Below are 26058 nucleotides of genomic sequence, written 5' to 3' on the forward strand. Positions count from 1 at the left end.
GAAATCCCGCACCCCGCCGTTCCCCCGCCCTGTGACGTGTGGCACGATGCTCGCCCGGGGGGGCGGCGGGCCCCCCCCCCGCCCGCCCTCGGCTGTGGAGGCGTGGAGCCTCAGACGCGCTCGGTGAGCACGCCGTCCTTCTCGTCGTACAGCTCGCCGGTCTTCGGGCACTCCCAGACGTCCGCCTCGCCCGCGTGCTCGACCAGCTTGACGCCGGCCCGTCCGACCCAGCCGACCTGCCGGGCGGGGACGCCGACGACCAGGCCGAAGTCCGGGACGTCCTTGGTGACGACCGCGCCGGCGGCGATCATGGCCCAGCGGCCGATGTCGATCGGCGCGACGCACACGGCACGGGCCCCGATCGACGCGCCGTCGGCGATCTTCACGCCGACGGCCTCCCAGTCGCCGCCGCGCTTCTGCTTGCCGTCGGAGTCCACGGAACGGGGGTTGTGGTCGTTGGTCAGGACCACGGCCGGGCCGATGAAGACGCCGTCGCCGAGCTCCGCGGGCTCGTAGACGAGCGCGTAGTTCTGCAGCTTGCAGTTGTCGCCCATCCGCACACCCGAGCCGACGTACGCGCCGCGGCCGACGACGCAGCCCTCACCGAGGCGCGCGCCCTCGCGGATCTGCGCGAGGTCCCAGACACTGCTGCCGGCGCCGATCTCGGCGCCCTCGTCGACCTGCGCGCTCGGCTGGACCCTGTAGTTCACTTCTGCTGCCTTCCGGTGTGCGGCTTGGTCCGGCGAGCATACGGGGCCCACGGCGGGGCGACGGGGCGGGGTTGGAGCGGGGCAGGGGGTCCGTGGGCGCTTCTGATGAGGCATGCGTCACGTACACGCGCCCTCATGCCGGGCATGTGCAAATTTGAGCCCCCGTCGGAAGTCTGTCCGACGGCGCTCTTGCGATGGGTGACGGCAGTAGTTGACGGCAACGTCAGCGGACGTGGGCAGCGCAGGGCGGCGGTTTGTCGCCGTTGGCCGTCTCGATGGTCGTCAGGATCGTGGTGACCGTCATGAGCGAGCGGCCCCGCGCCATGGAGACCTCTCCGAGTGGCTCCTTCGAGGACATGCTCGGGATCGTCGAGGGGCTGGACACACCTGCCGGCTACAAGGCCGAGCTCATCCGGGGGAAGATCGTCGTGTCACCGTGGTCGAAGCTGCGTTACAAGAGGGTCATGAAGGCGCTCCGTCTTCAGTTGGAGCCGCATGCTCCGGAGGGCCACGACGTGGATGTCGCCCCCTTCCTTTTCACCTTTGCCGGGTCCGAGCGGGGATACGGGCCTTACCTGCACGTCGCCGACGAGACCGCCTTCGAGGCCGAAGGTCGGCACGCCGACGGCGCCGCTCTCTCGCTCGCGGCCGAGCTGACCTCGGATTCCACCAAGGACGTCGACTGGCTCGACAAGATGGCGACGTACGGGCAGATCGTGCCCGTGTATCTGCTGCTCGACATGCGGGTCGGCGAGATCAACGTCATGTGGGACCCGTCTCCCAAGGGCTACCGGTCCCGGACCAACGTCCCCTTCGGGCGGCCCGTGCGGATTCCCGCCCCGTTCGACTTCGAGCTCGACACGTCCGGGTTCGGCGTCCCGGAGGAGCAGAACGCAGAGGACGAACAGCGGTGACGTTCCGGGGCGGCAGTCCGGTTTGACCCCCGAAGGGCTGCCCCGTAGCCTTGACCCTCGGCGTGTCGACTGACGCGCCACATCTCCGTAAACCTCTTCCTCCCGGGTACCGGTTGCCTCGGTGGTCGGGAGAGGCCGTCCGTGTTCGTTCCCGGACGGCTGGACTGCGGGGATGCCGTCCCAGAGCGAGAGAGTGAGATCCGCGTGTACGCCATCGTGCGCAGCGGTGGTCGCCAGCACAAGGTTGCTGTCGGCGACATCGTTGAGGTTGACAAGATTTCCACTGCCAAGGTTGGCGACACGGTCGAGCTCTCGACCCTGCTCGTTGTCGACGGCGACGCTGTGACCAGCGACCCGTGGGTGCTGGCCGGCATCAAGGTCCAGGCCGAGGTCGTGGACCACCACAAGGGTGTGAAGATCGACATCCTTCGCTACAAGAACAAGACCGGCTACCGCCGTCGTCAGGGCCACCGCCAGCAGTACACGGCGATCAAGGTCACTGAGATCCCCGCGGCTGCGAAGTAAGGGACTGAGGAGACATGGCACACAAGAAGGGCGCATCGTCCACCCGGAACGGTCGCGACTCCAATGCCCAGCGGCTCGGCGTGAAGCGCTTCGGCGGTCAGGTCGTCAACGCGGGTGAGATCCTGGTCCGCCAGCGCGGCACGCACTTCCACCCCGGCGCGGGCGTCGGCCGTGGCGGCGACGACACGCTGTTCGCCCTGGAGGCCGGTTCGGTGCAGTTCGGCACCCACCGTGGCCGCAAGGTCGTGAACATCGTTCCGGTCGCCTGATCGGAAGCTTTCGCGAGGCGGACCTCACTTCCCGTGCGGGAAGGCGGGTCCGCCTTTCGCGTGTTACGCAGTAGACAGATACGTACGTTTCGTTTTGTAGCCAGTGCTGGAGGCACCCACCATGACCACCTTCGTGGACCGCGTCGAACTGCATGTCGCCGCGGGTAACGGAGGCCACGGCTGTGCCTCCGTCCACCGTGAGAAGTTCAAGCCGCTCGGCGGCCCCGACGGGGGCAACGGCGGCCGCGGCGGCGATGTGACCCTGGTCGTCGACCAGTCGATCACCACGCTCCTCGACTACCACCACAAGCCGCACCGCAGCGCCACCAACGGCAAGCCCGGCGAGGGCGGCAACCGGTCCGGCAAGGACGGCCAGGACCTGATCCTGCCGGTCCCGGACGGCACGGTGATCCAGGACAAGGCCGGCAACGTGCTGGCGGACCTGGTCGGCCACGGCACCTCGTACGTCGCCGCGCAGGGCGGCCGCGGCGGCCTCGGCAACGCGGCGCTGGCCTCGGCCCGCCGCAAGGCCCCCGGCTTCGCGCTGCTCGGCGAGCCCGGCGACCTCCAGGACATCGTGCTGGAGCTGAAGACGGTCGCGGACGTGGCCCTCGTCGGCTACCCGAGCGCCGGCAAGTCGTCGCTGATCTCCGTGCTGTCCGCGGCCAAGCCGAAGATCGCCGACTACCCGTTCACCACGCTCGTCCCGAACCTCGGGGTGGTGACCGCCGGCTCCACCGTCTACACCATCGCCGACGTGCCGGGTCTCATCCCGGGCGCCAGCCAGGGCAAGGGGCTGGGCCTGGAGTTCCTGCGCCACGTCGAGCGCTGCAGCGTCCTCGTGCACGTGCTGGACACGGCGACCCTGGAGTCCGAGCGCGACCCGGTCTCCGACCTCGACATCATCGAGGAGGAGCTCAAGCAGTACGGCGGGCTCGGCAACCGGCCGCGCCTCGTGGTGCTGAACAAGATCGACGTACCGGACGGCAAGGACCTCGCCGAGATGGTCCGCCCGGATCTCGAGGCGCGCGGCTACCGCGTCTTCGAGGTGTCCGCGGTCGCCCACATGGGCCTGAAGGAGCTGTCGTTCGCCCTGGCCGAGATGGTGGGCGCGGCGCGCGCCGCCAAGCCCAAGGAGGAGGCCACGCGCATCGTCATCCGGCCCAAGGCCGTGGACGACGCCGGCTTCACCGTCTCGCTGGAGGAGGACGGCCTGTTCCGCGTCCGCGGCGAGAAGCCCGAACGCTGGGTGCGGCAGACCGACTTCAACAACGACGAGGCCGTCGGCTACCTCGCCGACCGGCTCAACCGCCTCGGTGTGGAGGACGCGTTGATGAAGGCGGGCGCCCGCGGCGGCGACGGCGTCGCCATCGGTCCCGAGGACAACGCGGTCGTCTTCGACTGGGAGCCGTCCGTCACGGCCGGCGCCGAGATGCTCGGCCGCCGGGGTGAGGACCACCGCTTCGAGGAGCCGCGTCCCGCGACCCAGCGCCGCCGGGACAAGCAGGCCGAACGCGACGAGGCGGCCCAGGAGTTCGAGGGCTTCGAGCCGTTCTAGGGCCTGAGGGCCTGAGGGCCTGAGGGCGTGACGGCGTGACCCACGAGGGCCCCGGAGGCGGGACGACGCCTCCGGGGCCCTCGTGCGCCGTCACCGCCCCGGTGCCCGGTCCTGCCCCCTCCGCGCCAGGGCTCCCCACGTCCTCCCGGGGAAACTCTCTTACTGTTCCCGGGCGCGGTGAATGGTTCTCCCGTTCACACCCCCGGCGGCGCTCCTGCTCTCGCCGGACGAAATGCCGCGCGGTCCCGCCGGTGAATTCCGGGAAATGCTCTCCCGAAGATCTCCATTCCCGGTGTTTGCGCAACGGCACGGTCGGCATATGGAGAACCGGTGCAGTCCCGTCTCACGGAACGTGAAGATTGCGGCGCCCCTGGGGCAGGGCGGCGGAGTCGCCCTGCGGGAGGCGCGGACCCGGTCGGTGGATGGCGCGCACGGGTGTGCGGACGATCGGCGATCCGGCCGCCGTGCAGTCCGTCGGCCGACGCCCGCCCGGGGAGGGCGCGCCGGCAGTCGGCGATCACGGCGGCGCGGACACCCGCCGAGAACCGTTAGAGTCACACTGCCGTCAGCGCCGCTCTCGTCACTCAGGGCAATGCTCACTCGTTGTGGAGTTACTCACAGGATTTCCTGGGAGCATCCCGGGAAGGAGCGTCGCCGTATCACCAATCGTCAGTGACGGAAGGTGAATGCCAGGTTGCGTGCACATTTGCAGCGAACGGCGCTCACCTTGCATCGAGGTAACCGCAAGTGGGACCATTTTCCCGTCCCTGTCGCCCCAAGGTAGGTCCTCTGTGTCTCAGCACATAGCCAAGCCCCGTACCACCGCAGTGATCCTGGCCGGTGGCACCGGCCAGCGCGTGGGTCTGTCGATTCCCAAGCAGCTGCTGAAGATCGCCGGCAAGGCAGTCATCGAGCACACGCTGGCCACCTTCGAGAAGGCGGACTCGATCGACGAGATCATCGTGCTGATGGCGCCGGGCTATGTGTCCGACGTCGAGAAGATCGTCTCCAAGGCCGGGTTCAAGAAGGTCCGGGCGATCATCGAGGGCGGCTCCACGCGCAACGAGACGACGGAGCGCGCCATCGCCGCCCTGGGCGAGGGACTGGCCGACGGCGAGGACGTCAACGTCCTCTTCCACGACGCGGTCCGCCCCCTGCTCTCGCAGCGCGTCATCGACGACTGCGTCACCGCGCTGGAGCGCTACCAGGCCGTCGACGTCGCCATCCCGTCCGCGGACACCATCATCGTCACGCGGACGCACGGCGAGGACGGCGAGTTCATCACCGAGATCCCGGACCGCTCCCGGCTGCGCCGCGGACAGACCCCGCAGGCGTTCAAGCTGTCCACCATCCGCCGGGCCTACGAAGTGGCGGCGGGGGACCCCAACTTCCAGGCCACGGACGACTGCACCGTCGTACTGCGCTACCTGCCGGACGTGCCGATCCACGTCGTCGCGGGCGACGAGTACAACATGAAGGTGACTCAGCCCGTCGACGTGTTCATCGCCGACAAGCTCTTCCAGCTGGCCTCCTCGGCCACCCCGGAGCAGAACGGCGAGGAGGTCTACCGCGAGCTGCTCAGCGGCAGGACCCTGGTCGTCTTCGGCGGCTCGTACGGCATCGGCAAGGACATCGCCGAACTGGCCGAGTCCTACGGCGCCCGGGTCTACGCCCTCGGCCGCTCCACCACCGGCACCCACGTGGAGAACCCGGAGGAGGTCGACGACGCCCTGTCCAAGGCCTACAGCGAGACCGGGCGCATCGACTACGTCGTCAACACGGCCGGTGTGCTGCGCATCGGGAAACTCGCCGAGACCGACAACGCGACCATCGAGGAAGCGCTGAAGGTCAACTATCTGGCACCCGTGCAGATCGCCCGTTCGGCTTACAAGTACCTCGCCGAGACAAAGGGGCAGTTGCTGCTCTACACATCCAGCAGCTACACGCGCGGGCGGGCCGAGTACAGCCTCTACTCCTCGACCAAGGCCGCCATGGTGAATCTCACCCAGGCATTGTCCGACGAGTGGGCCGGTGACGGCATTCGGGTGAACTGCGTGAACCCGGAGCGCACCGCCACGCCGATGCGCACCAAGGCCTTCGGGCAGGAGCCGACGGGCTCCCTGCTCTCCTCCGAAGCGGTCGCCCGCACCTCTCTCGACGTGCTGCTTTCCGAGCTCACCGGGCATGTTGTCGACGTCCGTCAGCAGGACCCGACGGCGGCTGCGGGCAAGGCTTCCGACTTCGAGCAGGCGCTGGCCGAGGTGCTCGACCGGCAGAACGGCGTGGCATAATCGAGCACAATTAGTCACTGATTTTTCAGGCCTCTGTGGATCCCCGTTTACGGAGAATTCACAGAGGCCTGTATCCGTAAGGCTCCCGAAATCTTACAAAGGATTTTCCGGACTTTTGGCACCTCTGACCGGCCCCCTCCCAGAGCAGGTTTCTCCGTGATATCCACTGCTATTCGCGTCGCCCGGGTGGGCAGCGCGGCCGAGCTGGCCGCGGCGGTCCTCATGATGCTGGGCTACCCCGGCCTCATGGCGGCCGCACTCGTCCCGAGCGCCCCCGCCTTCGCCGCCGCGGCCGCCGTGACGTACCTGGCGGACCTCTACCTCCACCGCAAGGGCAGTCGCCTCGTCGAGCTCCTCGTCAAGGTGCGGGCCGGTCTGGCCACCCGCTTCCTGGTCCGCGAGCTGCTGCTGATCCTGCTCCTGGCGAGGCTCGGCCTCTCCGAGGACCGGGTCTTCTACGCGGCGATCGCGTGCTTCACGGTGTTCTTCGGGCTCCAGGCTCCGCACAGCGCGCTGATCACCCTGCTCGGCAAGCGCCGCCAGATGCCGGTCGCGACCAGGAACGTCGACCTGGCCTCCCGCCTGCGCATTCCGGACGCCCCGCCGCGCCTCCTGCTGAGCGGCGCCACGCTGAAGATGCTGCACCTCGACCTCGCCGCCGTCGTGGGCCTGCTCGTCAGCACGGTCACCGACTCGCAGCGCGCGGGCTTCGCCGGCATCGGCGTCACCCTGAGCCTGGGCACGCTGTACGTCCTCGTGCTCGTCCCGTACCTGCGGGCGAGGCGGCTCCCGCCGAAGGCCGACAAGGTCCTGGGCACGCTCAGCGCCTGGCTGCGCGAGTACCGGCCCGAGACGGTGCTGTACTTCTCCGGCTCCGACGACTCCGCCTACCAGGTGAACATGTGGCTGGAGACCATGGAGCAGATGGAGTCCCGGCCCCTGGTCATCCTGCGTGAGCGCGTCATCCTGGAGAAGATGGCGCCCACGTCGGTCCCTGTCGTCTGCGTGCCCGGGGGGGTGCACCTGATGAACATGGACCTGTCCATGGTGCGGGTCGCGTTGTACTGCGCGAACGTCGGCAAGAACATCCACCTGCTGCGCGTGCCGACCATGAAGCACGTCTTCATCGGCCACGGCGACAGTGACAAGGCCGCCAGCGTCAACCCGTTCAGCAAGGTGTACGACGAGGTGTGGACCGCCGGCCGTGCGGGCCGCGACCGGTACGCCATCGCCGACGTCGGCATCCGCGACGAGGACATCGTCGAGGTCGGCCGCCCGCAGCTGGCCCCGATCCGGGCGACCGCCCCCGAGGGCGACGTCCCCACCGTGCTGTACGCGCCCACCTGGGAGGGCTGGGACGACAACCCGGGCAACACGTCGCTGCTGCTGGCCGGCGAGAACATCGTCAAGAAGCTCATCGCGGCCGAGCCCCCGGTCCGCGTCCTGTACAAGCCGCACCCCTTCACCGGCACCCGCAGCGCCAAGGCGGCGGCCGCGCACCGGAGGATCACGGCACTGATCAAGAAGGCCGCCGCCGAGCGCGCCGCCGACCCCCGCTTCACCGCGGACCCGGCGGCACAGGCCCGCGCGGGGGCCGAGCTCACCCGCCTCAAGGCCCGGCTGGACGGTCTCGCGCTCGCCTTCGACGCCCGCGCGGACGAGGCCGTGACGAGCCGCGACGGCATCGTCGACGTCCGTAAGCACGAGGAGGCCGCGCGGCTGCGCGCCGACTGGGACGACGCCTTCTGGCGTTCCTTCCCGTCCTTCGAGCACCGGGTGATCACGGGCGCGGCGCCCCAGCTGTTCGACTGCTTCAACGCCTGTGCGGCGATGGTCTCCGACATCTCCAGCGTGGTCTCCGACTTCATCGCGAGCGGCAAGCCGTATGCGGTCACGGACTCCGCGGAGCTGGGGGTCGAGGAGTTCCGGCGGCAGAACACCGCGGTGCGCGCGGCCGTCATCCTCAGCAACGGCGCGGCCGAGCTGGACCGGCTGCTCGACGCGGTGCGCGACCCGGCCGCCGATCCGCTGACCAAGGACCGCAAGGAACTGAAGGAGTACCTGCTGGGGCCGGACGAGCCGACGTCGCTGCAGCGGTTCGACGCCGCCGTCACCCGTCTGGCGCTGAAGGCCGAAGCGCGCGACGTCAGCCAGCGGGCCCTCGGGGCAGCGGCGGCGGAGGCCTCGGTGGGCGCCGCGCCGGACGACGGAGCGGCGCTGCCCAAGGGAGTCGCGACCGCCTGAGCGCGCCGCCTCCCCGCGCGGAACCCCCGCGATGCAGGAAGAGCCGGAGCCCTGGAGAGTGATCTCCAGGGCTCCGGCTCTTCGCGCATCCTGTGATGTGGAACACGTACAGGAGTCCGAGCAACCTGCCCCGTGCATTCGCCGTCTATCGAATATCCACAGCATTCCTGTGGGAACGTCTTGTCGGAACGTTGTGGTGGTGAGAGGGAAAAGTGACCGTTGCGCAGCCTGACGTCACGGTGGTCATCGGGGCGTACGAGGCGATGCCGTACCTGGTCGAGTGCCTCGCCTCGGTCGAGGCGCAGACCATGGCGCCCGACCGCGTCGAGGTCATTGCGATAGACGACGGTTCCCGCGACGGCACGGGGGAGTGCCTGGAGGAGTTCGCCGCCCGCGCCCCCATGGCCGTCACCGTGATCCGGCAGGAGAACTCCGGCGGCCCCAGCGGCCCGCGCAACGTCGGTCTCGCCAAGGCGACCGGGCGTTACGTCTTCTTCCTCGACGCGGACGACCGACTCGGCGCCGAGGCCCTGGAGCGCATGGTCGCCATCGCCGACCGCAACGGCACGGACGTGGTCCTCGGGCGCGTCGAGGGCATCAACCGCAACCCCCCGAAGTCGATGTGGGCCAAGACGCTCGAGCGTACGGACGTCTTCTCCTCCAACATCAAGTTCACCCTCAGCGCGCAGAAGCTCTTCCGCCGGGAGTTCCTGCAGCGCCACGACATACGCTTCGACGAGTCCCTGTGGACCGGCGAGGACGCGCTGTTCACCATGGAGGCCTATCTGCGGGCCGACGGCGTCTCCGTGGTCGCCGACTACACCTGCTACTACCTGGTGGGCCGCAGCGACGGCAAACACGTGACGAAGAGCGGGAGTTACACCCTGCGCTTCGACTCCGCACGCGCCCTCATGGGCCTGCTGGAGCGGCTGCTCCCGCCGGGGCCCAAGCGGGACGTGCTCATGGTCCGCCCGTTCCTCGTCACCGTGCTGCCGCAGTTCGGGCCCGTCTTCCTCAGGAACGACGAGGAGATCCGGCGCACCAAGATGGAGCTGGCCAAACCGCTGATGGACGCCCACTGGAACGAGGGCGTCGCCCAGCGGCTCAAGGTCCACGAGAGGCTGCGCCTGGAGCTGGTGGCCCGGCAGCGCCCCGACCTCCTGGTGGACGTCCTCGAGTTCATCAAGGCCAAGAGCGAGCCGACGCCCGTCCTGAGGAAGCGCAACACGCAGCTCTACCTGGCCTATCCGCACTACGGCTCGCGCGAGGCCGGTCTGCCCGACCGGATCTACCTCGCCGAGCCCCGCGAGGCCGCGGCGTACCCGGGCTGGCGCAAGGACGCCACGGAGACGTTCATGCGCGGCTTCGCCCGCAAGGTCCGCAGACGGCTCAGCCGGCTCCGCCGTCCCCCGGTGAAGCCGGGCGGCACCGCGGCGGCCTGATCCGGCGGATCCGCGGCCTCGCCCGCAGGACGCGCGGGGGCGGGGCTACTTGCCCGGCTTCAGGGCACGACGCAGGGGACCGCCCACCACGCGCCTCGCGCGGCGGTAGATCGAGGGGGCCGGGATGACCGCGGCGGCCCTGGCCGCGCCCCTCGCGCCGGACCGGCTCTTGGCCAGGTCTCGCCGCAACTGGGCGTTGGTGGAGTCCAGTTCGCTGATCCGCTGCTGGAGCCAGCCGAACCGGCTGGTCAGCGAGGCGAGATCGGCGTCGTTCCAGGGACGCACGCCCGCCGGGAAGGACAGGGAGCGCAGCTTCTGGTCGAATGCCCGGCCGCCGTCGCCGTGGGTGAAGGTGTTCCGCAGCCCGTTCTCGTCCAGGAACGCGGTGAACCGCTCGAACCGCGCCCTGTGGTTGCCGGTGAGCCCGGCGAAGTCCGCCTGTTCGTAAAGGTCGGCCGGGTCGAGGTCCGCGGGCGCCTCGCTGAGCAGCCGGTGCGGTATCTCGAAGTAACGGCACAGCTCCAGCGTCCGCGAGTCGAAGGCGAGCACGGTCGCGGGCGTGCCGGCCAGCAGCGCCGCGATGTTGCCGTGGATGCGTGAGCCGAACGAGTAGTCGAACTCGCGCAGGTCGTCCAGCCAGGTGACCGGGTCGATGTAGACCCGCGCCTTGCCCTCCCGGTACATCGGGTGGTCCGGGTGGGTGGGCATCTCGGTGACCCGGCCGCCCACGGAGTCCGTGTCCCGCCAGTACAGCTGCCTGGCGTCGGTGAGGTTCTGGCCTATGTAGAGCAGGTTGGGGTAACGCTCGTTCGTCCGGGTGATGATCCGGTGCAGTCCGCCGCCGCGCACCGCGGCGTGCGAGCCGTTGACCGCGATCCGCGACTCGGCGGTGAGCGCCGCCGTCCGCTTCTCCACCGGCAGCCGGTCGCCGTGCAGGAACATCGAGGGGCAGCCGATGACCTCGACGTCGCGGAAGCCCATGTCGTTGAGGTACCGCTCGGTGAACTCGCCCCGCACCCCGATCGTGGCGCTGCGGTCCAGCACCGCCGCGCAGAAGGCGCGCACCGAGGCCTCGATGGGCTTCAGCCGCGCCGCCTCGTAGGTCACCCCGGTCTGCGCGCCGACGCCCAGCACCACGACCGGGATCTTCAGCTTCCCGATGAGCCGGGTCAGCCGTTGCAGAGACTGCTCGAAGGTCGGCCGGAACGCGTTGGCCAGAGGGACGACGAAGGCGTCGTACTCCTCGTTGATCCGCGCCGCCGCGTTCGCATCGCTCCGCATGCCGTTCGAGACGACCTCGGTGTCCGGCGCCGTGAGGATCTTGTGCGCTGCGTCACTGAAGATCAGGTTGCCGGAGTTGGTGGCCATGACGTCGCGGTGGAGGGCTTCCTCGACGGGGACGACGTCGAAGGGGCTCTTCCCCGACCTGAGGAGTATGCGCTTCACACCGCGAACTGTAGGTGACCCAAACTTGAAAATAAATTTGTGTTCTCTTCATATTCGACGAGGAACCGGCACAACCTTTTTGCCGTATGCAAATGGTGAGCAAACAATGACGGTGCGTGCTCGTCGCGCTGTCCGCGAAATGAAACCCCCAAGCGGCCGCCGGCCCCGTTCGCGTAGATTGCCGGACAGGGCAGCCGTGGACCTACACAAGGGGCGAAGAACAAGGTGGCAGGGGCAAGGCAGGCCGTGGGCGAGGCCCGCAGGATCGTCGTCAAGGTCGGCTCCTCGTCGCTGACCACCGCCTCGGGCGGTCTCGACGCGGACCGGGTCGACGCGCTCGTCGACGTCCTCGCCAAGAGCCGCAGCGGAGGAGAGAGGGAAGTGGTCCTCGTCTCCTCCGGCGCCATCGCCGCCGGGCTCGCCCCACTGGGGCTGCGCCGCCGTCCCAAGGACCTCGCCCGGCAGCAGGCCGCCGCCAGCGTCGGCCAGGGCCTCCTCGTCGCCCGCTACACCGCCTCGTTCGCCCGCTACGGCGTCCGTGTCGGACAAGTGCTGCTGACCAGCGACGACATGAGCCGCCGCGCCCACCACCGCAACGCCTCCCGCACCCTCGACAAGCTGCTCGCGATGGGCGCCTTCCCGATCGTCAACGAGAACGACACCGTCGCCACCGACGAGATCCGCTTCGGCGACAACGACCGGCTCGCCGCCCTCGTCGCCCACCTCGTCCACGCCGACCTGCTGGTCCTGCTGTCGGACGTCGACGGCGTCTACGACGGCGACCCCAGCACGCCGGGCACCTCGCGGATCGCCGAGGTGCGCGGGCCCGACGACCTCGCCCACGTCGAGATCGGCAGCGCCGGCAAGGCGGGCGTCGGCACCGGAGGCATGGTCACCAAGGTCGAGGCCGCCCGGATCGCCGCCGCCGCCGGCATCCCCGTGGTGCTCACCAGCGCCGTCCACGCGGCGGACGCCCTGGCCGGCGGGGACACCGGCACCTACTTCCGTCCGACCGGGAAGCGCTCCGCAGACCGGCTGCTGTGGCTTCAGCACGCCTCGACCCCGCAGGGTTCCCTGACCCTGGACGACGGCGCGGTGCGCGCGGTCGTCGAGCGGCGCACGTCGCTGCTGCCGGCCGGGATCGCCTCCGTCGAGGGCGAGTTCAGCGCGGGCGACCCCGTGGAGCTGCGGGACGCCCGGGGGCGGGCGGTGGCCCGCGGTCTGGTCAACTTCGACGCCAAGGAGATCCCCCAGCTGATCGGCCGGTCCACCCGGGACCTGGCACGCGAACTGGGAGCGGAGTACGAGCGTGAGGTCGTCCACCGGGACGACCTGGTGATCCTCCACCCGTAAACACGCTCGAACGATCCGTACCGGTGGGGGACGTTCCGTGAAACCGCCCCGCGAAGTCGTGCGGCCTGCTCAACTTTGTCTCAGGGACACGGGCCGCGGGCTGTCGCGGCCACAACGCGGGACATCCGCACGAGCGCTGCGTAAAGGAGGCCGTCGTGAGACGAGTGCGCCCTGGGGTGGCAGCGGCTCGTGGGAGTACCGGCGGGGCCGGTTCGGCGGCGCCGCGCACGTCCGGCGAGGAGCGCGCCCTGACCAGCGTGGCCGCCGGTGAGCGCTACCGGGCGCAGGAGGGCGCCGAGTCGAAGGGCGGGCAGCCCGTGGAGATCGCCCGGCTGTGGCACGTCACGCTCAGCGTCTCCGGCGAGGAGGCCCCGGTGCAGGAGGTCCGGCGGGCTCTGGAGCAGCTCGCCCACGATCATCCGTTCCTCCTGACCAGCAGATACGCGGGCGATCACGCCGAGATCCGGTACTGGGAGGAGGCCCGCGACCTGCATGACGCGGCCGCCGTCGCCCTGCGCCTGTGGGGCGAGCACCGCCAGACGGCCGGCCTGCCGCCCTGGGAGATCGTCGGCCTCGAGGTCATCGACCGCCAGACCTACCACCAGCGCATCGCCGAGGGCTACGGCCCGGCCCCGGCGACGCCCGTAGGGGTCCACCCCTACTGACGCCCCCCGCCCGACCCATCGCCCGACGCCCCTCGCCCGGACGCCCCTCGCCGCCGCGTCCGAGGAAGCATCCCCGGGGAGTCTCGGGGTGTGGAACGAGCGGTGAGCGGGCCGGTGCGGCGCACTACCCTTCCCCTATGACCACGCTCTCGCCGTACGACTCCATGTCCCCGGTCACCCGGGCCGCCTACCGTGCCAAGGGGGCCGCCGCCGACCTCGCGCCGCTGCCCCGGGCCGCCAAGGACGACGCGCTGCTCGCCATCGCGGACGCACTGGAGGTCCGTACCAGCGAGATCGTCGAGGCCAACGCCAAGGACATCGCCAAGGCCCGCGAGAACGGCACCAGCGAATCCGTCGTCGACCGGCTGACCCTCACCCCGGAGAGGGTCCGCGCCATCGCTTCCGACGTGCGGGACGTCGTCGCGCTGCCCGACCCGGTCGGCGAGGTCGTCCGCGGCTCGACCCTGCCCAACGGCATCGACCTGCGCCAGGTGCGGGTCCCGCTCGGCGTCGTCGGCATCATCTACGAGGCCCGTCCGAACGTCACCGTCGACGCCGCCGCGCTCTGCCTGAAGTCGGGCAACGCGGTCCTGCTGCGCGGCTCGTCCTCCGCCCTCGAGTCGAACAGCGCCCTCGTCCGGGTGATCCGCGACGCGGTGGGCGGGGCCGGGCTGCCGGCCGACGCCGTGCAGCTGGTGCCGGGCGAGGGCCGCGACAGCGTCCGCGAGCTGATGCGCGCCCGCGGACTGGTCGACGTCCTCATCCCGCGCGGCGGCGCCTCGCTCATCCAGACCGTGGTCACGGAGTCCACCGTCCCGGTCATCGAGACCGGCACCGGCAACTGCCATGTCTACGTCGACGCCCACGCCGACCTCGACATGGCGATCGACATCCTGATCAACTCCAAGGCCCACCGGGTCAGCGTCTGCAACGCCGCCGAGACCCTCCTCGTCCACCAGGACATCGCCCCCGAGTTCCTGCCCCGCGCCCTCGACGCCCTCGCGGAGGCCGGGGTGACCGTGCACGCCGACGAGCGCGTGCTGGCGTACGCCGAGGACTCCAAGGCGACCGTCGTCGAGGCGACCCCTGAGGACTGGGAGACCGAGTACCTCTCCTACGACATCGCCGCCGCCGTGGTCGACTCGCTGGACCGGGCCGTCGAGCACATCCGGCTGTGGACCTCCGGTCACACCGAGGCCATCGTCACCACGTCGCAGCAGGCGGCCCGCCGTTTCACCCAGCTGGTCGACTCCACCACGGTGGCCGTCAACGCCTCCACCCGCTTCACCGACGGGGGCCAGTTCGGCTTCGGCGCGGAGATCGGCATCTCCACCCAGAAGCTGCACGCCCGCGGTCCCATGGGCCTGCCGGAGCTGACCAGCACGAAGTACATCGTCACGGGCGACGGACACGTACGGCGCTGACCCGGGCGCCGCAAACGCCCGGACGGCCGAGTGCGCCACCGCGCGGCGGACGCCGTGAGAGGCGTCTCATCCGGCCCACGAATTTCCGTTCCGTCTGCCCAAATTGACCCCCCAGGTCTACTCTGGACATGTGCCGGAGGACGTGGGGGGTACGCCGTTCCCTGACGGCTGGGAGCCCGACGACGACCACGACCGCGGAGTGTCGGACGAAGAGTTCGCCTCCGTGGTCTTCGACGAGGCCTTCGTACAGGCGGCCGTGGTGCACGAGCCGACCGCCGTCGAACGCCTCCTTGCCGCCGCCGAGGCGAGAGCCGAGGCCTCGGAGGCCGAGGCCCGCAGAGCCCGCGCCAGAGGCGACCGCTACGAGGACGTCTACGGCGCGGACGATTTCGGCCATGATCCGGACTTCGACGACCCGGACGACGCCGACCTCGCCGAAGCCTGGGAGCGCGGCTACGGCGCCCACGGGCCGTACGGCAGACAGAGCCGCTGGCATCGCCCCGTGGCCTGGATGCTCGCCCTCGTCATGGGCGTCGGCATGGTCGCGCTGGCCTTCGCCGCGGTCTACCGGGGCGCCTCCTCGGGCAGCCGCGACCAGGTGCCGTCGCCCGCCACGACCGGACTCGAACAGGGGAGCGTGCCGCCGCCCTCCACATCCGCCGATCAGTCCCGGCCACCCGTCTCGGCGGTCCCGCGCACTCCGTGAACGTCTGTGCGACGCAAGGTCGTACGAGTCGTGCGCGAGTGAGCGCGAAACCGGTGAGCCCCTGTCAGAACTTGTCGTACGGCGGGGCGTTTACCCGAGGTCCGCGCGACCTACTCTGAAAGTATGGCCGGCCCTGGAGACCCACCGGAGGGGACACCCGAGGGCACTCCCGGAGGTGAGGACGAGTACCGATCCGTCGTGTTCGACGAATCGTTCATCCGCGCTGCCCGCCTTCAGGAGTACTCCGCGCACGAACGCCTCGCCGACCATGCGCCAGCCGTCCGCCGCCGGCCCGCCCGACGACGAGGCGGCCTGTCCCGGCAGGCGCTGGCCCTGGTGGTGCTGATCGCCGTCGCTTTCGGCACCGCCGTCTACATGGGCCTGCGCACCCCCTATGAGACCCAGGCGGCCCGCCGCACCGCCGAACCGCTGCGGATGACCGTCATCCCGCTCTCCCCCCAGGGCGCCGTGCCCGGTGCCGCCGAACCCGAATCGCTGTTCGCGCACAGCCCCGCGGCGCAGTTCCGCATCGGCGCCGAAGGGGTCCCGCTGCCCGCCTCGCGGCGCACCGCGCACTTCTCCGACAGCCAGGTCGTGGCCGCGCTGACCACGGCCAAGGAGTACATCGTGCACTCCTCCCTCTACCCGGAGGTGCTCACCGGGCAGCAGGTGCGGCCCGTGCGGTCGCTGATCGACGCCGACCAGCTCGACCAGTTCGACGAGAGCTTCAGCCACCCCGCCGCCGACGGCCGGCACGCGCCGACCGGCTGGCTCGTCCGCTTCGACCCCGCCCTGGCCCAGCTGGCCGACCGCAAGGTCCGGGTGCAGGGCACCTTGCAGGCCGCCGAGACCGACTCCTCGACCCTCGAGGTCACCGCGGACCACACCCTCGTGTACGCGCTGCGACCCGCCGGCGCCGCCGCCGACGCCCCGGCCTCCCTGTTCACCGTCCGCCGTGAGCTGCAGTTCCGCTTCGACCGCGAGGATCTGCGCACCCACCAGCTCCAGCTGATCGTGTCCTACGTCCAGGCCGGGCCGCTCTCCTGCGCCGAGGACTCCACGAACCACCTGAGGCCGCTGCTCGCCGGCCAGACCGCGAAGACGGGCGGCCCGGCCGGCACGGACCCGTACGCGACCGGCGGTGTCACGGCCCTGTGCGGGGCCCTGGCGACGAGCGCGCAGCCCCGGGTGTGAAGCCCGCGCGGGGGAGTGAAGCCGGGTCCGCCGCGGACGCCCGCAAGGGCGAGGCCGTCGGCTCGGCGAGCGCGCCCGCTGTCACTTCTCGCCGCGCGGAGGCGTGTCCTTCGGACCCGGCGCCCCGCCCTCCCCGCTCTCTCCCTCTGCCCCGTCGGCCCCGTCCGAGCCGTTGCGCGGCCGGTCCCCCGGCGGGGTCGGCCCCGTGAAGCCGTCGAAACCGCGCCGGACGCGCCCGCCCAGGCCGCCCGCACCGCCCGCTATGTCGCTGACCAGCTTCATCAGCGGATCCTTGGAGCTCTTGACGCTCGTCGCGTAGTGGGCGGCGGACTGCCGGAAGGAGTCCGTGACCGAGGTGTCCTTGTCCTCGCTGCGCCGCGGGTAGTGGCCGTCCATGATCCGCTGGTGGTCGCGGGACTGGGCCCACTTCTTCAGCTCGGCCGCGCGGACCGTGGTGAAGGGGTGGGTGCGGGGCAGCACGTTGAGGATCTTCAGCACGGAGTCGCGCAGGTCTCCGCCGGCCTCGTACTCCTCGGCCTGCTCCAGGAACGCGTCCACGTTCATCTCGTGCAGGTGGTTGCCGCCGGCGATCTTCATCAGGCCCCGCATCGAGGCCTTCACGTCCTGGCCGACGAGGAGACCCGCGCGGTCGGCGGACAGCTCCGACTTGCGGAACCACTCGCGCAGCGCCGTCACGATCGCCATGATCGCGAGGTTGCCCAGCGGGATCCAGGCGACCCGGACCGCGAGGTTCGTCAGGAACAGCAGGATCGTGCGGTACACGGCGTGCCCGGACAGCGCGTGGCCCACCTCGTGCCCGACGACCGCCCGCATCTCCTCCTCGTCGAGCAGCTCGACGAGGCCGGTGGTGACCACGATGATCGGCTCGTCCAGACCGATGCACATGGCGTTGGGCTGCGGGTCCTGGTTGACGTACATCGGCGGGACCTTGTCCAGGTCCAGGATGTGACAGGCGTCCCGCAGCATGTCGTTGAGGTGTGCGAACTGCTGGTCGGAGACCCGCACGGAGTCGGACAGGAACAGCAGCCTGAGGCTGCGCTCCGGCAGCAGCCCGCTGAGCGCCTTGAACACCGTGTCGAAACCGCTCAGCTTGCGCAGCGCCACCAGGGCGGAACGGTCGGCCGGGTGCTCGTACGCACGCGAGGAGATTCCCGGGAAGCGCCTGCGCTGCCTGCTCGGCACGTGCTCGTGGCCGGCGCCGTCGTGCTGGTGGCCGTCGTCGGACATGTCTTCCCCCAGGTGCGTCTGTGTGGCCCTTGACCTGACCCTTTGCGGACCCTTGTGCGGTCCTTTGCGCCCCCGAAGCGGACGCCGGCCCAGGCGGAGTTACCGTGGACGGGCACTACATCGAAGGAGTCCCGCCCCATGGAGCACCGTCCCACAGCCGCCTGGCCCTACGAGGCCGTCGGCGCCGCCCAGCAGCAGGGGCCGGGGAATCTGCTCCGCGTCGTACTGATCGTGATGATCCTGGGCTGTGCGCTGACCGCGTGGTTCCTGTTGCGGGGCTACAAGCGGAAAGACGACTGAGCCGACGGGAAGGTTCCCAATGGCGGAGTCGGCGTGATCGCCGCCGAGCCGCCCGTCTACGATGGGCCGACGTCTTTATCCCGCCTTCCCCCACTCTCGACCTCGCTCGAGCGGGGGGACCTCCATCGGATAGGTCCTGCCGAAGATGAGCCTTCACAGCGCCGCTGCCCAGTTGGTCACCCTCGCCGCCGAGGGCGAGGAGCACGGCGGCAACCACCAGAGCCTCGACCCGCTGGTCACGGGTGGCGGCGCCTTCATCGTCCTGATGCTCCTGCTGTGGATCACCACCCGTTTCAACCGCGACCGCTGAGCCCGCGGTGTTCGACGACGGCCAGTCCGGCATAGCGGGGCGCTCCGGGCGTTCGCCGGCCGGGGCCCCGCGACCGGGCCGGTAGGGTCTGCACGCATGGGAGAGCAGGACATGGCCACGGGCCCGTCGAACCCCGGCAGGCGTCGCCTCGGCGTCATGGGCGGAACGTTCGACCCGATCCACCATGGGCACCTCGTGGCGGCCAGTGAGGTCGCCGCGCAGTTCCACCTGGACGAGGTCGTGTTCGTCCCGACCGGCCAGCCCTGGCAGAAGAGCCACCGCAGCGTCTCCCCGGCGGAGGACCGCTACCTGATGACGGTCATCGCGACCGCCGAGAACCCGCAGTTCTCCGTCAGCCGCATCGACATCGACCGCGGCGGCCCCACCTACACCGTGGACACACTGCGCGACCTGCGGGCTCTCAACCCCGAGAGCGACCTCTTCTTCATCACCGGCGCCGACGCCCTGGGCCAGATCCTGACCTGGCGGGACAGCGCCGAGCTGTTCTCCCTCGCGCATTTCATCGGCGTCACCCGGCCGGGGCACAACCTCATGGATCCCGGCCTGCCCGAAGGCGGCGTCTCGCTCGTCGAGGTGCCCGCGCTCGCCATCTCCTCCACCGACTGCCGCGCGAGAGTCGCCAAGGGAGACCCCGTCTGGTACCTGGTGCCGGACGGCGTCGTGCGCTACATCGACAAGCGCGAGCTGTACCGCGGCGAGTGAGCCGAGAGGGGCACCGGTGAACGACCGACACGACGCGGGGTACGGCGGCGACCAGTACGAACTGGTCGGCTACGACGAATACGGCCAGCCCGTCTACCGGCAGGTCCCGCCCCGGCAGGCACCCCAGCAGCCCTACGATCCGTACGGGCAGCAGCAGTACCAGGGGCAGCCGGGCCAGGACCAGAACCAGGGCCAGGCCCACGGGCAGCAGGGGTACGGCTACGACCCGTACGCCACGGGCGGTCAGCAGGCGCCCGCCTACGACCCGTACGACACCGGCACGCAGGCACCCGCCCCCGCCTACGACCCGTACGGCGCCGCGACCCAGGCCCCCTACGACCCCTACGGGCAGACCGTCGCGGGGCAGCAGCCCCGGGCCGAACAGGCACGGACCGCCGAGCAGACCGCCTACATCCCGCAGCAGGCCGGGCCGGCCGGGCCGCGCGCCGGCGCGGAAGGGCACCCGGGGCACGGGGCAGGCGCCGACGCCGGCATCAGCGCCGGGGCGACGGACGTCCAAGGGGACGAAGACGCCGCCGAAGCCGCCGGGAAGGAGCAACGGGAGTACCACACCGAGCAGTTCGCGTTCGTGGAGGAGCCCGACGGCGACTCCGAGGACGTCATCGACTGGCTGAACTTCACCGAGAACCGCACAGAGCGCCGCGAGGAGGCAAAGCGGCGTGCCCGCAGCCGGCTCGTCGCCCTCGTCGTGGTCCTGGCGCTGGTCGCGGTCGGCGGGGTGGGCTACCTCTGGTACGCCGGGAAGCTGCCCGGTCTGTCGTCGTCCTCGGGCTCGGGCGCCGGCGCCACGACCCCGGCCGCCGCCCAGAAGCGTGACGTGGTCGTGGTCCACCTGCACGACACCGCCGGGGGCGGCACCTCCACGGCCCTGCTCGTCGACAACACCACCACCAAGCAGGGCACCACCGTCCTGTTGCCCAACTCCCTCGTCCTCACCCAGGACGACGGCACCACGACGACCCTCGCCAAATCGGTCGACGACGACGGCTCCGACGGGACCCGCGGCGCGCTGGACACGGTGCTCGGCACCCAGATCCAGGGCACCTGGCGCCTCGACACGCCATACCTGCAGAACCTCGTCGACCTGGTCGGCGGCATCGAGGTCGACACCGATGCGGCCGTGCCCGGCCCGAAGGCCAAGAAGGGCGAGGCCCCCCTCGTCGCCAAGGGCGAGAACCAGACGCTCAGCGGCAAGATGGCGGTCGCCTACGCCACCCACCGCGCCGAGGGCGAGGCCCAGAACGCCCAGCTGGAGCGGTTCGGCCAGGTCATGCAGGGCGTGCTGCGCAAGGTGTCCTCCGACACGCAGGGCGCCACCGTCACCGTGCAGACCCTCGCGCAGATTCTCGACCCGTCCCTGACCGACAAGGACCTCGGCGCCTTCCTGGCCAAGCTCGCCGATCTCGCCAAGGGCGGCGACTACAAGACCGCCCTGCTGCCGGTGCAGGCCGACGGCACGCTCAGCGCCCAGGCCAGTGCGAGCGTCGTCAAGGACGTCCTCGGCGGAACCGCCAAGAGCCCCGACAAGGACGCGGCGGTCAGCGTCTTCGTCCAGAACGCCAGCGGGACGAAGGCCGACACCGAGGACGCGCGCGTGGTCCTCCTCAACGGCGGATTCACCTTCGTGGAGGGCGGCGCCCCGTCCGGCACGAACGCCGCCTCCCAGGTCCTCTACGGGGACGCCGCGAACAAGGAGAACGCCGTCGAGGTCGCCAAGACGCTCGGGCTGGGAACCGACGCCGTGAAGAAGGGGGCCGTCTCCGGGAACGCAGATGTGGCGGTCGTCCTGGGCAAGGACTACAAACGCTCCTCGACCGGATGACCCGAAGGGAACGACGCGTGGGAGGCCCGGCCCAGACGGCCCCCTGCGCGTGATCCCCCCATCACTGCGTGATCCCCCTCACGGAGGGCGCCGTAATCCCGTGGGGTGCCGTCCGTGGTCCGTGAGACCCTTGAGGACAAGTGTCCGCCGACGGAAAGCCACGTAGTGACCGCCACCGACCGCTCCATCGATCTCATCAACACCGCCGCCCAGGCGGCAGCCGACAAGCTCGCGCACGACATCATCGCGTATGACGTCAGCGACGTGCTGTCGATCACGGACGCCTTCCTGCTGGCCTCCGCACCCAACGACCGCCAGGTCAAGTCGATCGTCGACGAGATCGAGGAGCGCCTTCAGAAGGAGCTCGGCGTCAAGCCGGTGCGCCGTGAGGGCGACCGCGACGCCCGCTGGATCCTGCTCGACTACGTGGACATCGTCGTCCACGTCCAGCACAGCGAGGAGCGCGTCTTCTACGCCCTGGAGCGGCTGTGGAAGGACTGCCCCGAGCTGGGGCTGCCCGCCGACGCCCTCGCGACCCGCGGCAAGGCCCAGGAGCACGCCGAACTGCAGGCCGAGGAGGACGAGACCGCCGGATTCGAGGGGCCGCGGTGACGGCTCCTGAGCAGACGACGACCCGTCAGTCACGCCGTGGCCGTCGGGTCATCCTCTGGCGGCACGGCCAGACCGCCTGGAACGTGGAGCGCCGCTTCCAGGGCACGACGGACGTCGAGCTGACCGAGACCGGCACGGCTCAGGCCCGTCGCGCCGCCCGGCTGCTCGCTTCCCTCAAGCCCGACGCCATCGTCGCCTCGGACCTGTCGCGGGCCGCCGCCACGGCCGCCGAGCTCGCCGCGCTCACCGGTCTCGAGGTCACCCACGACGAGTCCCTGCGCGAGACGTACGCGGGCGCGTGGCAGGGGCTCACGCACGAGGAGATCATCGCCCGCCACGGTGCGGAGTACGCCGCCTGGAAGCGCGGCGAGCCCGTGCGACGCGGCGGCGGCGAGCTGGAGACCGAGGTGGCCGACCGCGCCGCCCCCGTCGTTCTGCGGCACGTCGAGAAGCTGCCCGAGGACGGGACGCTCGTCGTCGTCAGCCACGGCGGCACCATCCGCACCACCATCGGCCGTCTTCTCGGTCTCGAGGCGCACAGCTGGGAGAGCCTCGGCGGGCTCTCCAACTGCTGCTGGTCCGTCCTCGGCGAGGGCGCTCGGGGCTGGCGTCTGCTCGAGCACAACGCAGGCACCCTGCCCGAGCCGGTGCTCGGAGACGACGACTGACCGACCGGTCGGGCCGGCGAGCCTCGGATTTCACTTTCCGGCAGGTCGCAGGCTAGAGTTCTTCTTGTTCGCACCGCTGAGCGGGGCGAAACACCACGTGAAACCGCGTGGCACGAGGGGCTATAGCTCAGTTGGTAGAGCGCCTGCATGGCATGCAGGAGGTCAGGAGTTCAATTCTCCTTAGCTCCACAGATTGGCCAGTCGGTCGACACTCTCTGGAGTTGTCAAAGATCGCAAGAGACCGGTCGATATCGCTTCAGAAAGTCCCGCCCCTTCAGGGGGCGGGATTTTTTGTCGTCCCGCCCCGCAACAGAGCCGCGCGCCGCTCCGTCTCCTCGCCGTCGGGTGTGTAGACGACGATCCTGCACTCCGGCATCCCGTTGATCGTCAGCGAGGTGGAGGTCATCCGCAGCTCGCCCACGGCCGCATGCCGGAAGACCTTCACGCGTCGGCCCGGCTCCGCCACGTCACCGGTCTCCCACAACCGTGCGAACAGCGCACTGGCCTCGGACAGCGCGCATATGAAGTCCTCCCAGACGGGCTCCCCGGCATGCAGTCCGTAGGCCGCCCGCAAGGTCGCCACCATCAGCGGCAGCTCCTTGTCGCGGAACATCAGCGGGCAGTCCTCTTCCCGCACCGTGAACAGCCGCCACAAGGCGTTGTCCGGACCCGGTGCGCAGGCTTCGACCGGGGTGATGAACAGGTCGCGGTAGACGCGGTTGGCGGCGAGGATGTCGTAGCGCGAGTTGTAGACCACGGCCGGCCGCGGCGCCAGCGCGTCGATGATGCCCCGGATCTCGGGGCCCACGCTCTGCACCAGAGCTTCCGGAGCGGCCGTGAACGGCACCTCCGCGAGGTGGTAGAGGTGCTCCCGCTCCGGCGGATCGAGCCGCAGGGTGCGTGCGACGGCGTCGAGGACCTGCGCGGAGGCGTTGATCGGCCGCCCCTGCTCCAGCCAGGTGTACCAGGTGACGCCCACACCCGAGAGCTGGGCCACCTCCTCGCGCCGCAGCCCCGGGGTACGGTGCCGCAGCCCGGGCGGCATCCCGACGTCGCCCGGTGTGACCCGGGCGCGCCTGCTGCGCAGGAAGGCGGACAGCTCGGGCCGGCGCCGCCCGGCCGTCGCCGGCTTCGGGCGCCCCGGCTCCGCCCCCGGCCGCAGCGCCGTGCGCGCTCCCGCCTCCGGTCCGGGCACCGCGGTTCGTGCTCCCGGCTCCGTCCGCTGTTCCGCCCGTGCGCGCGTCCGTGTGTCTGTCCGCGTCCTCATCGTCACGCCCCCCATTTCACCCCCATGGTCGGTCTCCCGGCCGTCCCCTGCCAGGTGCTGTCAGTACCAGCAGCGGCGGGCTCTCGGCACCCGTACCGGATCCTCGTCACGCTCGACCGCATGACGACGACACCCCGGACGAGCCCGGTTCCCCCGGCTGTCCCACCTGCTTCACGTCCTGCTGCCAGTAAAGACCCCGCCACTGACAATCGGCCGCGGCGGCTGCTGGCGGTGGTGCTCGCAGCCCAGTTCATGGCACTGCTCGACGTCTTCATCGTGAACGTCGCGGCCCCCACCATCGGTTCCGACCTCGACGCCTCCGGCGCCGACCTCCAACTGGTCGTCGCCGGGTACGCCATCACCTACTCCGTGCTGCTGATCACCGGTGCGCGGCTCGGCGACCGGTTCGGACCCGGCCGCGTCCATCTGGCCGGGCTCGCCCTTTTCACGGCCGCCTCGCTGGCCTGCGGTCTGGCGCAGGGCAGCACCGAGCTGATCGTGTTCCGGCTGGTGCAGGGGGCGGGGTCGGCGGTGATGATCCCGCAGGTGCTCAACCTGATCCAGCGCACGTTCAGCGGGGAGGCGAGGGTCAGGGCGCTCGGCGTCTACTCCGCGGTCCTCGCGGTCGGGGCGGCCGCCGGACAGGTGGCGGGCGGTGTGCTGGTGGACGCCGATCTGCTGGGCGCGGGCTGGCGGCCGGTGTTCCTCGTGAACGTGCCAGTGGGTCTCGTCCTGCTGGTCGTGGGCGGACGTGTCCTGCCGCGGGGCGTGGGACTGCCGGGGCGTTCGGCGGCGGACGCGGGGGAGAACGAGGAGCGAGCGGTGGGAGCGGCGGCGCGCAATGGGGCGCGCAGGATGGACTGGCCCGGGCTGGTGCTTCTGGGCGCTGCCGTGTCGCTCGTCACGGTCCCGCTCGTGCTCGGGCAGGAGGAGGACTGGCCCCTGTGGTCCTGGTCGTCGCTGGCCGCCGGAGCCCTCGTGTTCGCGCTGTTCTGCGGGGCCGAGGCCCGGCTCGCCCGGCGTGGCGGCGACCCGCTGATCGCGCCCCGGGTGCTGCGTCACCCAGGGATGGCGCTCGCCGTCCTGCGGGTGGCGGCCGTCATGGCGGTCAACGGGGGCTTCCTGTTCGTGCTGACCTTGCACGTCCAGGGCGGCCTGGGCTTCAGCGCGTTGCGCGCCGGTCTCACCTTCGCGCCGACCGCGGTCGTCTTCGGCGCCGTCGGGATGACGTGGCGCAGGTGGCCGGTCTCCTGGCAACGGGCCCTGATCCCCTCCGGGTTCGCGCTGCTCGCGGTGTCCGTGATCGCCGTGGGGCTGGTCTTCCGGGGCGGTGCGGACGGGGGCGCGTGGCTCTACGCGGCGTACGCCGGAGTGGGCGCGGGGCTCGCGCTCGCCTTCAGCCCGGCGCTGACGGGGGCGCTGGCCGCCGTGCTGCCCGAGGACGCGGCGGACGCCGGCGGACTGCTGGCCACGGTCACCCAGCTCGGGCAGCTGATCGGTGTGGCCGTCTTCGGGACACTGTTCTTCAACCGCCTTGAGTCACTTGGGGCCCCGGAGGCGTATACCTCGGCGGAAGCGCTTCTCACATGCATGTTCGCGCTCGCTACGACAGCTGCCCTGGGTGCCGTGTCCGGACTGGTACTGAGGCGTCGCTGACCGTATTGCTCCGGCCGTGGCAGAATCAAACGACCGGAGGGGGCGCGGCCCGACGGGAGGGAGTAGCGATGCCTGCGAGCATCCGCGGAGAGGTCGGTCGTCTCTCCGGAACAGCGGTGGGACGGGGCAAGGCCACCCGTCTCGGTTGCCCCTCCTGCGGTTCGGCCCACGTGGCTCAGGTTCTCGGCGACAACGGAGGGGTTTCCTACGTGTGCACGGCCTGCGGCCACAGCTGGAGCTGATCGATGGGTGCACACAGGCGGAAGTGCGACTGGTGCGGCAGCGGCACCCCGATCGTCCGTGACATGGAGCCGGTCAACCCCGACTACCAGTACTGGTGCGAGGAATGCGCGCGGGCGCTGATCATAAAGGGCGACCCGATCGAGACGTACCGCGAACTGGAGGGCGAGCCGATCTACGGCCGGCTCCTCGAGGAACACTGCACGCTCAAGCGGTTCTATTCGTTCGTCACCGCGTGACATCGCATAGGGGTCGAAATCGGACGGGGCGGAAAGGATTTGGTGGTCCGCCGCCGGACCGGTAAAGTTGGCCTCGCCGCCGGGGAAACCGGGCGGCACGGTCAAGATCGCGGCTCTGCCGCTTGGCCACGAGGGGCTATAGCTCAGTTGGTAGAGCGCCTGCATGGCATGCAGGAGGTCAGGAGTTCAATTCTCCTTAGCTCCACAGCAG

At 70.5% G+C, this 26058-nt stretch carries 24 protein-coding genes and 2 tRNA genes; 22 read left to right on the plus strand and 4 right to left on the minus strand.

All coding sequences use genetic code 11. The features are described from left to right. Window positions 1-110: 110 nt before the first annotated feature. Entirely contained in the window at window positions 111-710 is a 600-nt protein-coding gene (locus ABT300_RS25090) for an acyltransferase (RefSeq protein WP_351679703.1), read from the minus strand. Window positions 711-1012: 302 nt separating this feature from the next. On the opposite strand from ABT300_RS25090, the gene ABT300_RS25095 reads away from it, so the two are divergent. From ABT300_RS25095 to ABT300_RS25125, 7 genes are all read left to right on the plus strand, one after another. Then, complete coding sequence (locus tag ABT300_RS25095) at window positions 1013-1624, plus strand: Uma2 family endonuclease (RefSeq protein ID WP_351679706.1); 612 nt, start codon at window positions 1013-1015, stop codon at window positions 1622-1624. A 204-nt stretch (window positions 1625-1828) separates the two neighbouring features. After that, a complete protein-coding gene (gene rplU, locus ABT300_RS25100) occupies window positions 1829-2149 on the plus strand; it encodes a 50S ribosomal protein L21 (RefSeq protein ID WP_007381993.1) in 321 nt (106 codons plus the stop codon). Between the two features lie 14 nt (window positions 2150-2163). Continuing rightward, window positions 2164-2418, plus strand: a complete 255-nt coding sequence (gene rpmA / locus ABT300_RS25105; protein ID WP_003990207.1) for a 50S ribosomal protein L27 — start codon at window positions 2164-2166, stop codon at window positions 2416-2418. A gap of 121 nt (window positions 2419-2539) precedes the next feature. After that, window positions 2540-3976 carry a GTPase ObgE gene (obgE, locus tag ABT300_RS25110; protein WP_351679710.1) on the plus strand — a complete coding sequence of 479 codons (1437 nt, stop codon included), beginning with the start codon at window positions 2540-2542 and terminating at the stop codon, window positions 3974-3976. 791 nt (window positions 3977-4767) lie between these two features. Further along, window positions 4768-6267 carry a D-ribitol-5-phosphate cytidylyltransferase gene (locus ABT300_RS25115; protein WP_351679713.1) on the plus strand — a complete coding sequence of 500 codons (1500 nt, stop codon included), beginning with the start codon at window positions 4768-4770 and terminating at the stop codon, window positions 6265-6267. A gap of 156 nt (window positions 6268-6423) precedes the next feature. Next, window positions 6424-8511: a hypothetical protein gene (locus ABT300_RS25120; RefSeq protein ID WP_351679716.1), complete on the plus strand. Its 2088-nt coding sequence runs from the start codon at window positions 6424-6426 to the stop codon at window positions 8509-8511. 212 nt (window positions 8512-8723) lie between these two features. Next, entirely contained in the window at window positions 8724-9953 is a 1230-nt protein-coding gene (locus tag ABT300_RS25125) for a glycosyltransferase family 2 protein (RefSeq protein ID WP_351679719.1), read from the plus strand. Window positions 9954-9998: 45 nt separating this feature from the next. On the opposite strand, the gene ABT300_RS25130 is transcribed toward ABT300_RS25125, so the two are convergent. Next, entirely contained in the window at window positions 9999-11399 is a 1401-nt protein-coding gene (locus ABT300_RS25130) for a polysaccharide pyruvyl transferase family protein (RefSeq protein WP_351679722.1), read from the minus strand. Window positions 11400-11645: 246 nt separating this feature from the next. Between ABT300_RS25130 and proB the strand changes: the two genes are divergently transcribed. The 5 genes from proB (at window position 11646) to ABT300_RS25155 (ending at window position 16741) form a co-directional block, all read left to right on the plus strand. Further along, entirely contained in the window at window positions 11646-12752 is a 1107-nt protein-coding gene (gene proB, locus ABT300_RS25135) for a glutamate 5-kinase (RefSeq protein ID WP_319278819.1), read from the plus strand. Between the two features lie 155 nt (window positions 12753-12907). Then, window positions 12908-13417, plus strand: a complete 510-nt coding sequence (locus ABT300_RS25140; RefSeq protein WP_351679725.1) for a DUF8830 family protein — start codon at window positions 12908-12910, stop codon at window positions 13415-13417. A gap of 137 nt (window positions 13418-13554) precedes the next feature. Beyond that, on the plus strand, window positions 13555-14841 hold the full coding sequence (locus tag ABT300_RS25145) for a glutamate-5-semialdehyde dehydrogenase (RefSeq protein WP_351679728.1): 1287 nt from the start codon (window positions 13555-13557) through the stop codon (window positions 14839-14841). A 130-nt stretch (window positions 14842-14971) separates the two neighbouring features. Continuing rightward, on the plus strand, window positions 14972-15547 hold the full coding sequence (locus ABT300_RS25150) for an SCO2584 family spore wall biosynthesis protein (RefSeq protein WP_351679731.1): 576 nt from the start codon (window positions 14972-14974) through the stop codon (window positions 15545-15547). A 123-nt stretch (window positions 15548-15670) separates the two neighbouring features. Further along, entirely contained in the window at window positions 15671-16741 is a 1071-nt protein-coding gene (locus ABT300_RS25155) for an SCO2583 family membrane protein (protein WP_351679734.1), read from the plus strand. 81 nt (window positions 16742-16822) lie between these two features. Here ABT300_RS25155 and ABT300_RS25160 read toward each other — a convergent pair whose 3' ends face one another. Next, on the minus strand, window positions 16823-17989 hold the full coding sequence (locus ABT300_RS25160; RefSeq protein WP_351679737.1) for a M48 family metallopeptidase: 1167 nt from the start codon (window positions 17987-17989) through the stop codon (window positions 16823-16825). 138 nt (window positions 17990-18127) lie between these two features. Here ABT300_RS25160 and ABT300_RS25165 point away from each other — a divergent pair, with 138 nt between their 5' ends. The 7 genes from ABT300_RS25165 (at window position 18128) to ABT300_RS25195 (ending at window position 22634) form a co-directional block, all read left to right on the plus strand. Next, entirely contained in the window at window positions 18128-18289 is a 162-nt protein-coding gene (locus tag ABT300_RS25165; RefSeq protein WP_351679740.1) for a hypothetical protein, read from the plus strand. A gap of 145 nt (window positions 18290-18434) precedes the next feature. Continuing rightward, window positions 18435-18599 (plus strand): hypothetical protein, encoded by a 165-nt coding sequence (locus tag ABT300_RS25170; RefSeq protein ID WP_319278769.1) that lies wholly within the window; start codon window positions 18435-18437, stop codon window positions 18597-18599. Between the two features lie 96 nt (window positions 18600-18695). Continuing rightward, window positions 18696-19322 carry a nicotinate-nucleotide adenylyltransferase gene (gene nadD / locus ABT300_RS25175; protein WP_107443980.1) on the plus strand — a complete coding sequence of 209 codons (627 nt, stop codon included), beginning with the start codon at window positions 18696-18698 and terminating at the stop codon, window positions 19320-19322. Between the two features lie 16 nt (window positions 19323-19338). Further along, entirely contained in the window at window positions 19339-21165 is a 1827-nt protein-coding gene (locus ABT300_RS25180; RefSeq protein WP_351679744.1) for an LCP family protein, read from the plus strand. A gap of 165 nt (window positions 21166-21330) precedes the next feature. Further along, window positions 21331-21777, plus strand: a complete 447-nt coding sequence (rsfS, locus tag ABT300_RS25185) for a ribosome silencing factor (RefSeq protein WP_351679747.1) — start codon at window positions 21331-21333, stop codon at window positions 21775-21777. After that, on the plus strand, window positions 21774-22445 hold the full coding sequence (locus tag ABT300_RS25190; RefSeq protein WP_351679750.1) for a histidine phosphatase family protein: 672 nt from the start codon (window positions 21774-21776) through the stop codon (window positions 22443-22445). The genes rsfS and ABT300_RS25190 overlap by 4 nt, the downstream gene beginning before the upstream one ends. A gap of 116 nt (window positions 22446-22561) precedes the next feature. Next, window positions 22562-22634, plus strand: a tRNA-Ala gene (locus tag ABT300_RS25195). 85 nt (window positions 22635-22719) lie between these two features. On the opposite strand, the gene ABT300_RS25200 is transcribed toward ABT300_RS25195, so the two are convergent. Continuing rightward, complete coding sequence (locus ABT300_RS25200) at window positions 22720-23640, minus strand: helix-turn-helix transcriptional regulator (RefSeq protein ID WP_502977991.1); 921 nt, start codon at window positions 23638-23640, stop codon at window positions 22720-22722. A 306-nt stretch (window positions 23641-23946) separates the two neighbouring features. On the opposite strand from ABT300_RS25200, the gene ABT300_RS25205 reads away from it, so the two are divergent. The 3 genes from ABT300_RS25205 to ABT300_RS25215 all read left to right on the plus strand — a co-directional run bounded on the left by ABT300_RS25205 (window position 23947) and on the right by ABT300_RS25215 (window position 26052). Beyond that, window positions 23947-25368 (plus strand): MFS transporter, encoded by a 1422-nt coding sequence (locus ABT300_RS25205; RefSeq protein ID WP_351679756.1) that lies wholly within the window; start codon window positions 23947-23949, stop codon window positions 25366-25368. Window positions 25369-25613: 245 nt separating this feature from the next. Beyond that, a complete protein-coding gene (locus tag ABT300_RS25210) occupies window positions 25614-25847 on the plus strand; it encodes a hypothetical protein (RefSeq protein ID WP_003976229.1) in 234 nt (77 codons plus the stop codon). Window positions 25848-25979: 132 nt separating this feature from the next. Beyond that, a tRNA-Ala gene (locus ABT300_RS25215) sits at window positions 25980-26052 on the plus strand. The last annotated feature ends 6 nt before the right edge of the window (window positions 26053-26058 follow it).

This window comes from Streptomyces sp. NPDC001027, assembly GCF_040299045.1.
GTDB lineage: Bacteria > Actinomycetota > Actinomycetes > Streptomycetales > Streptomycetaceae > Streptomyces.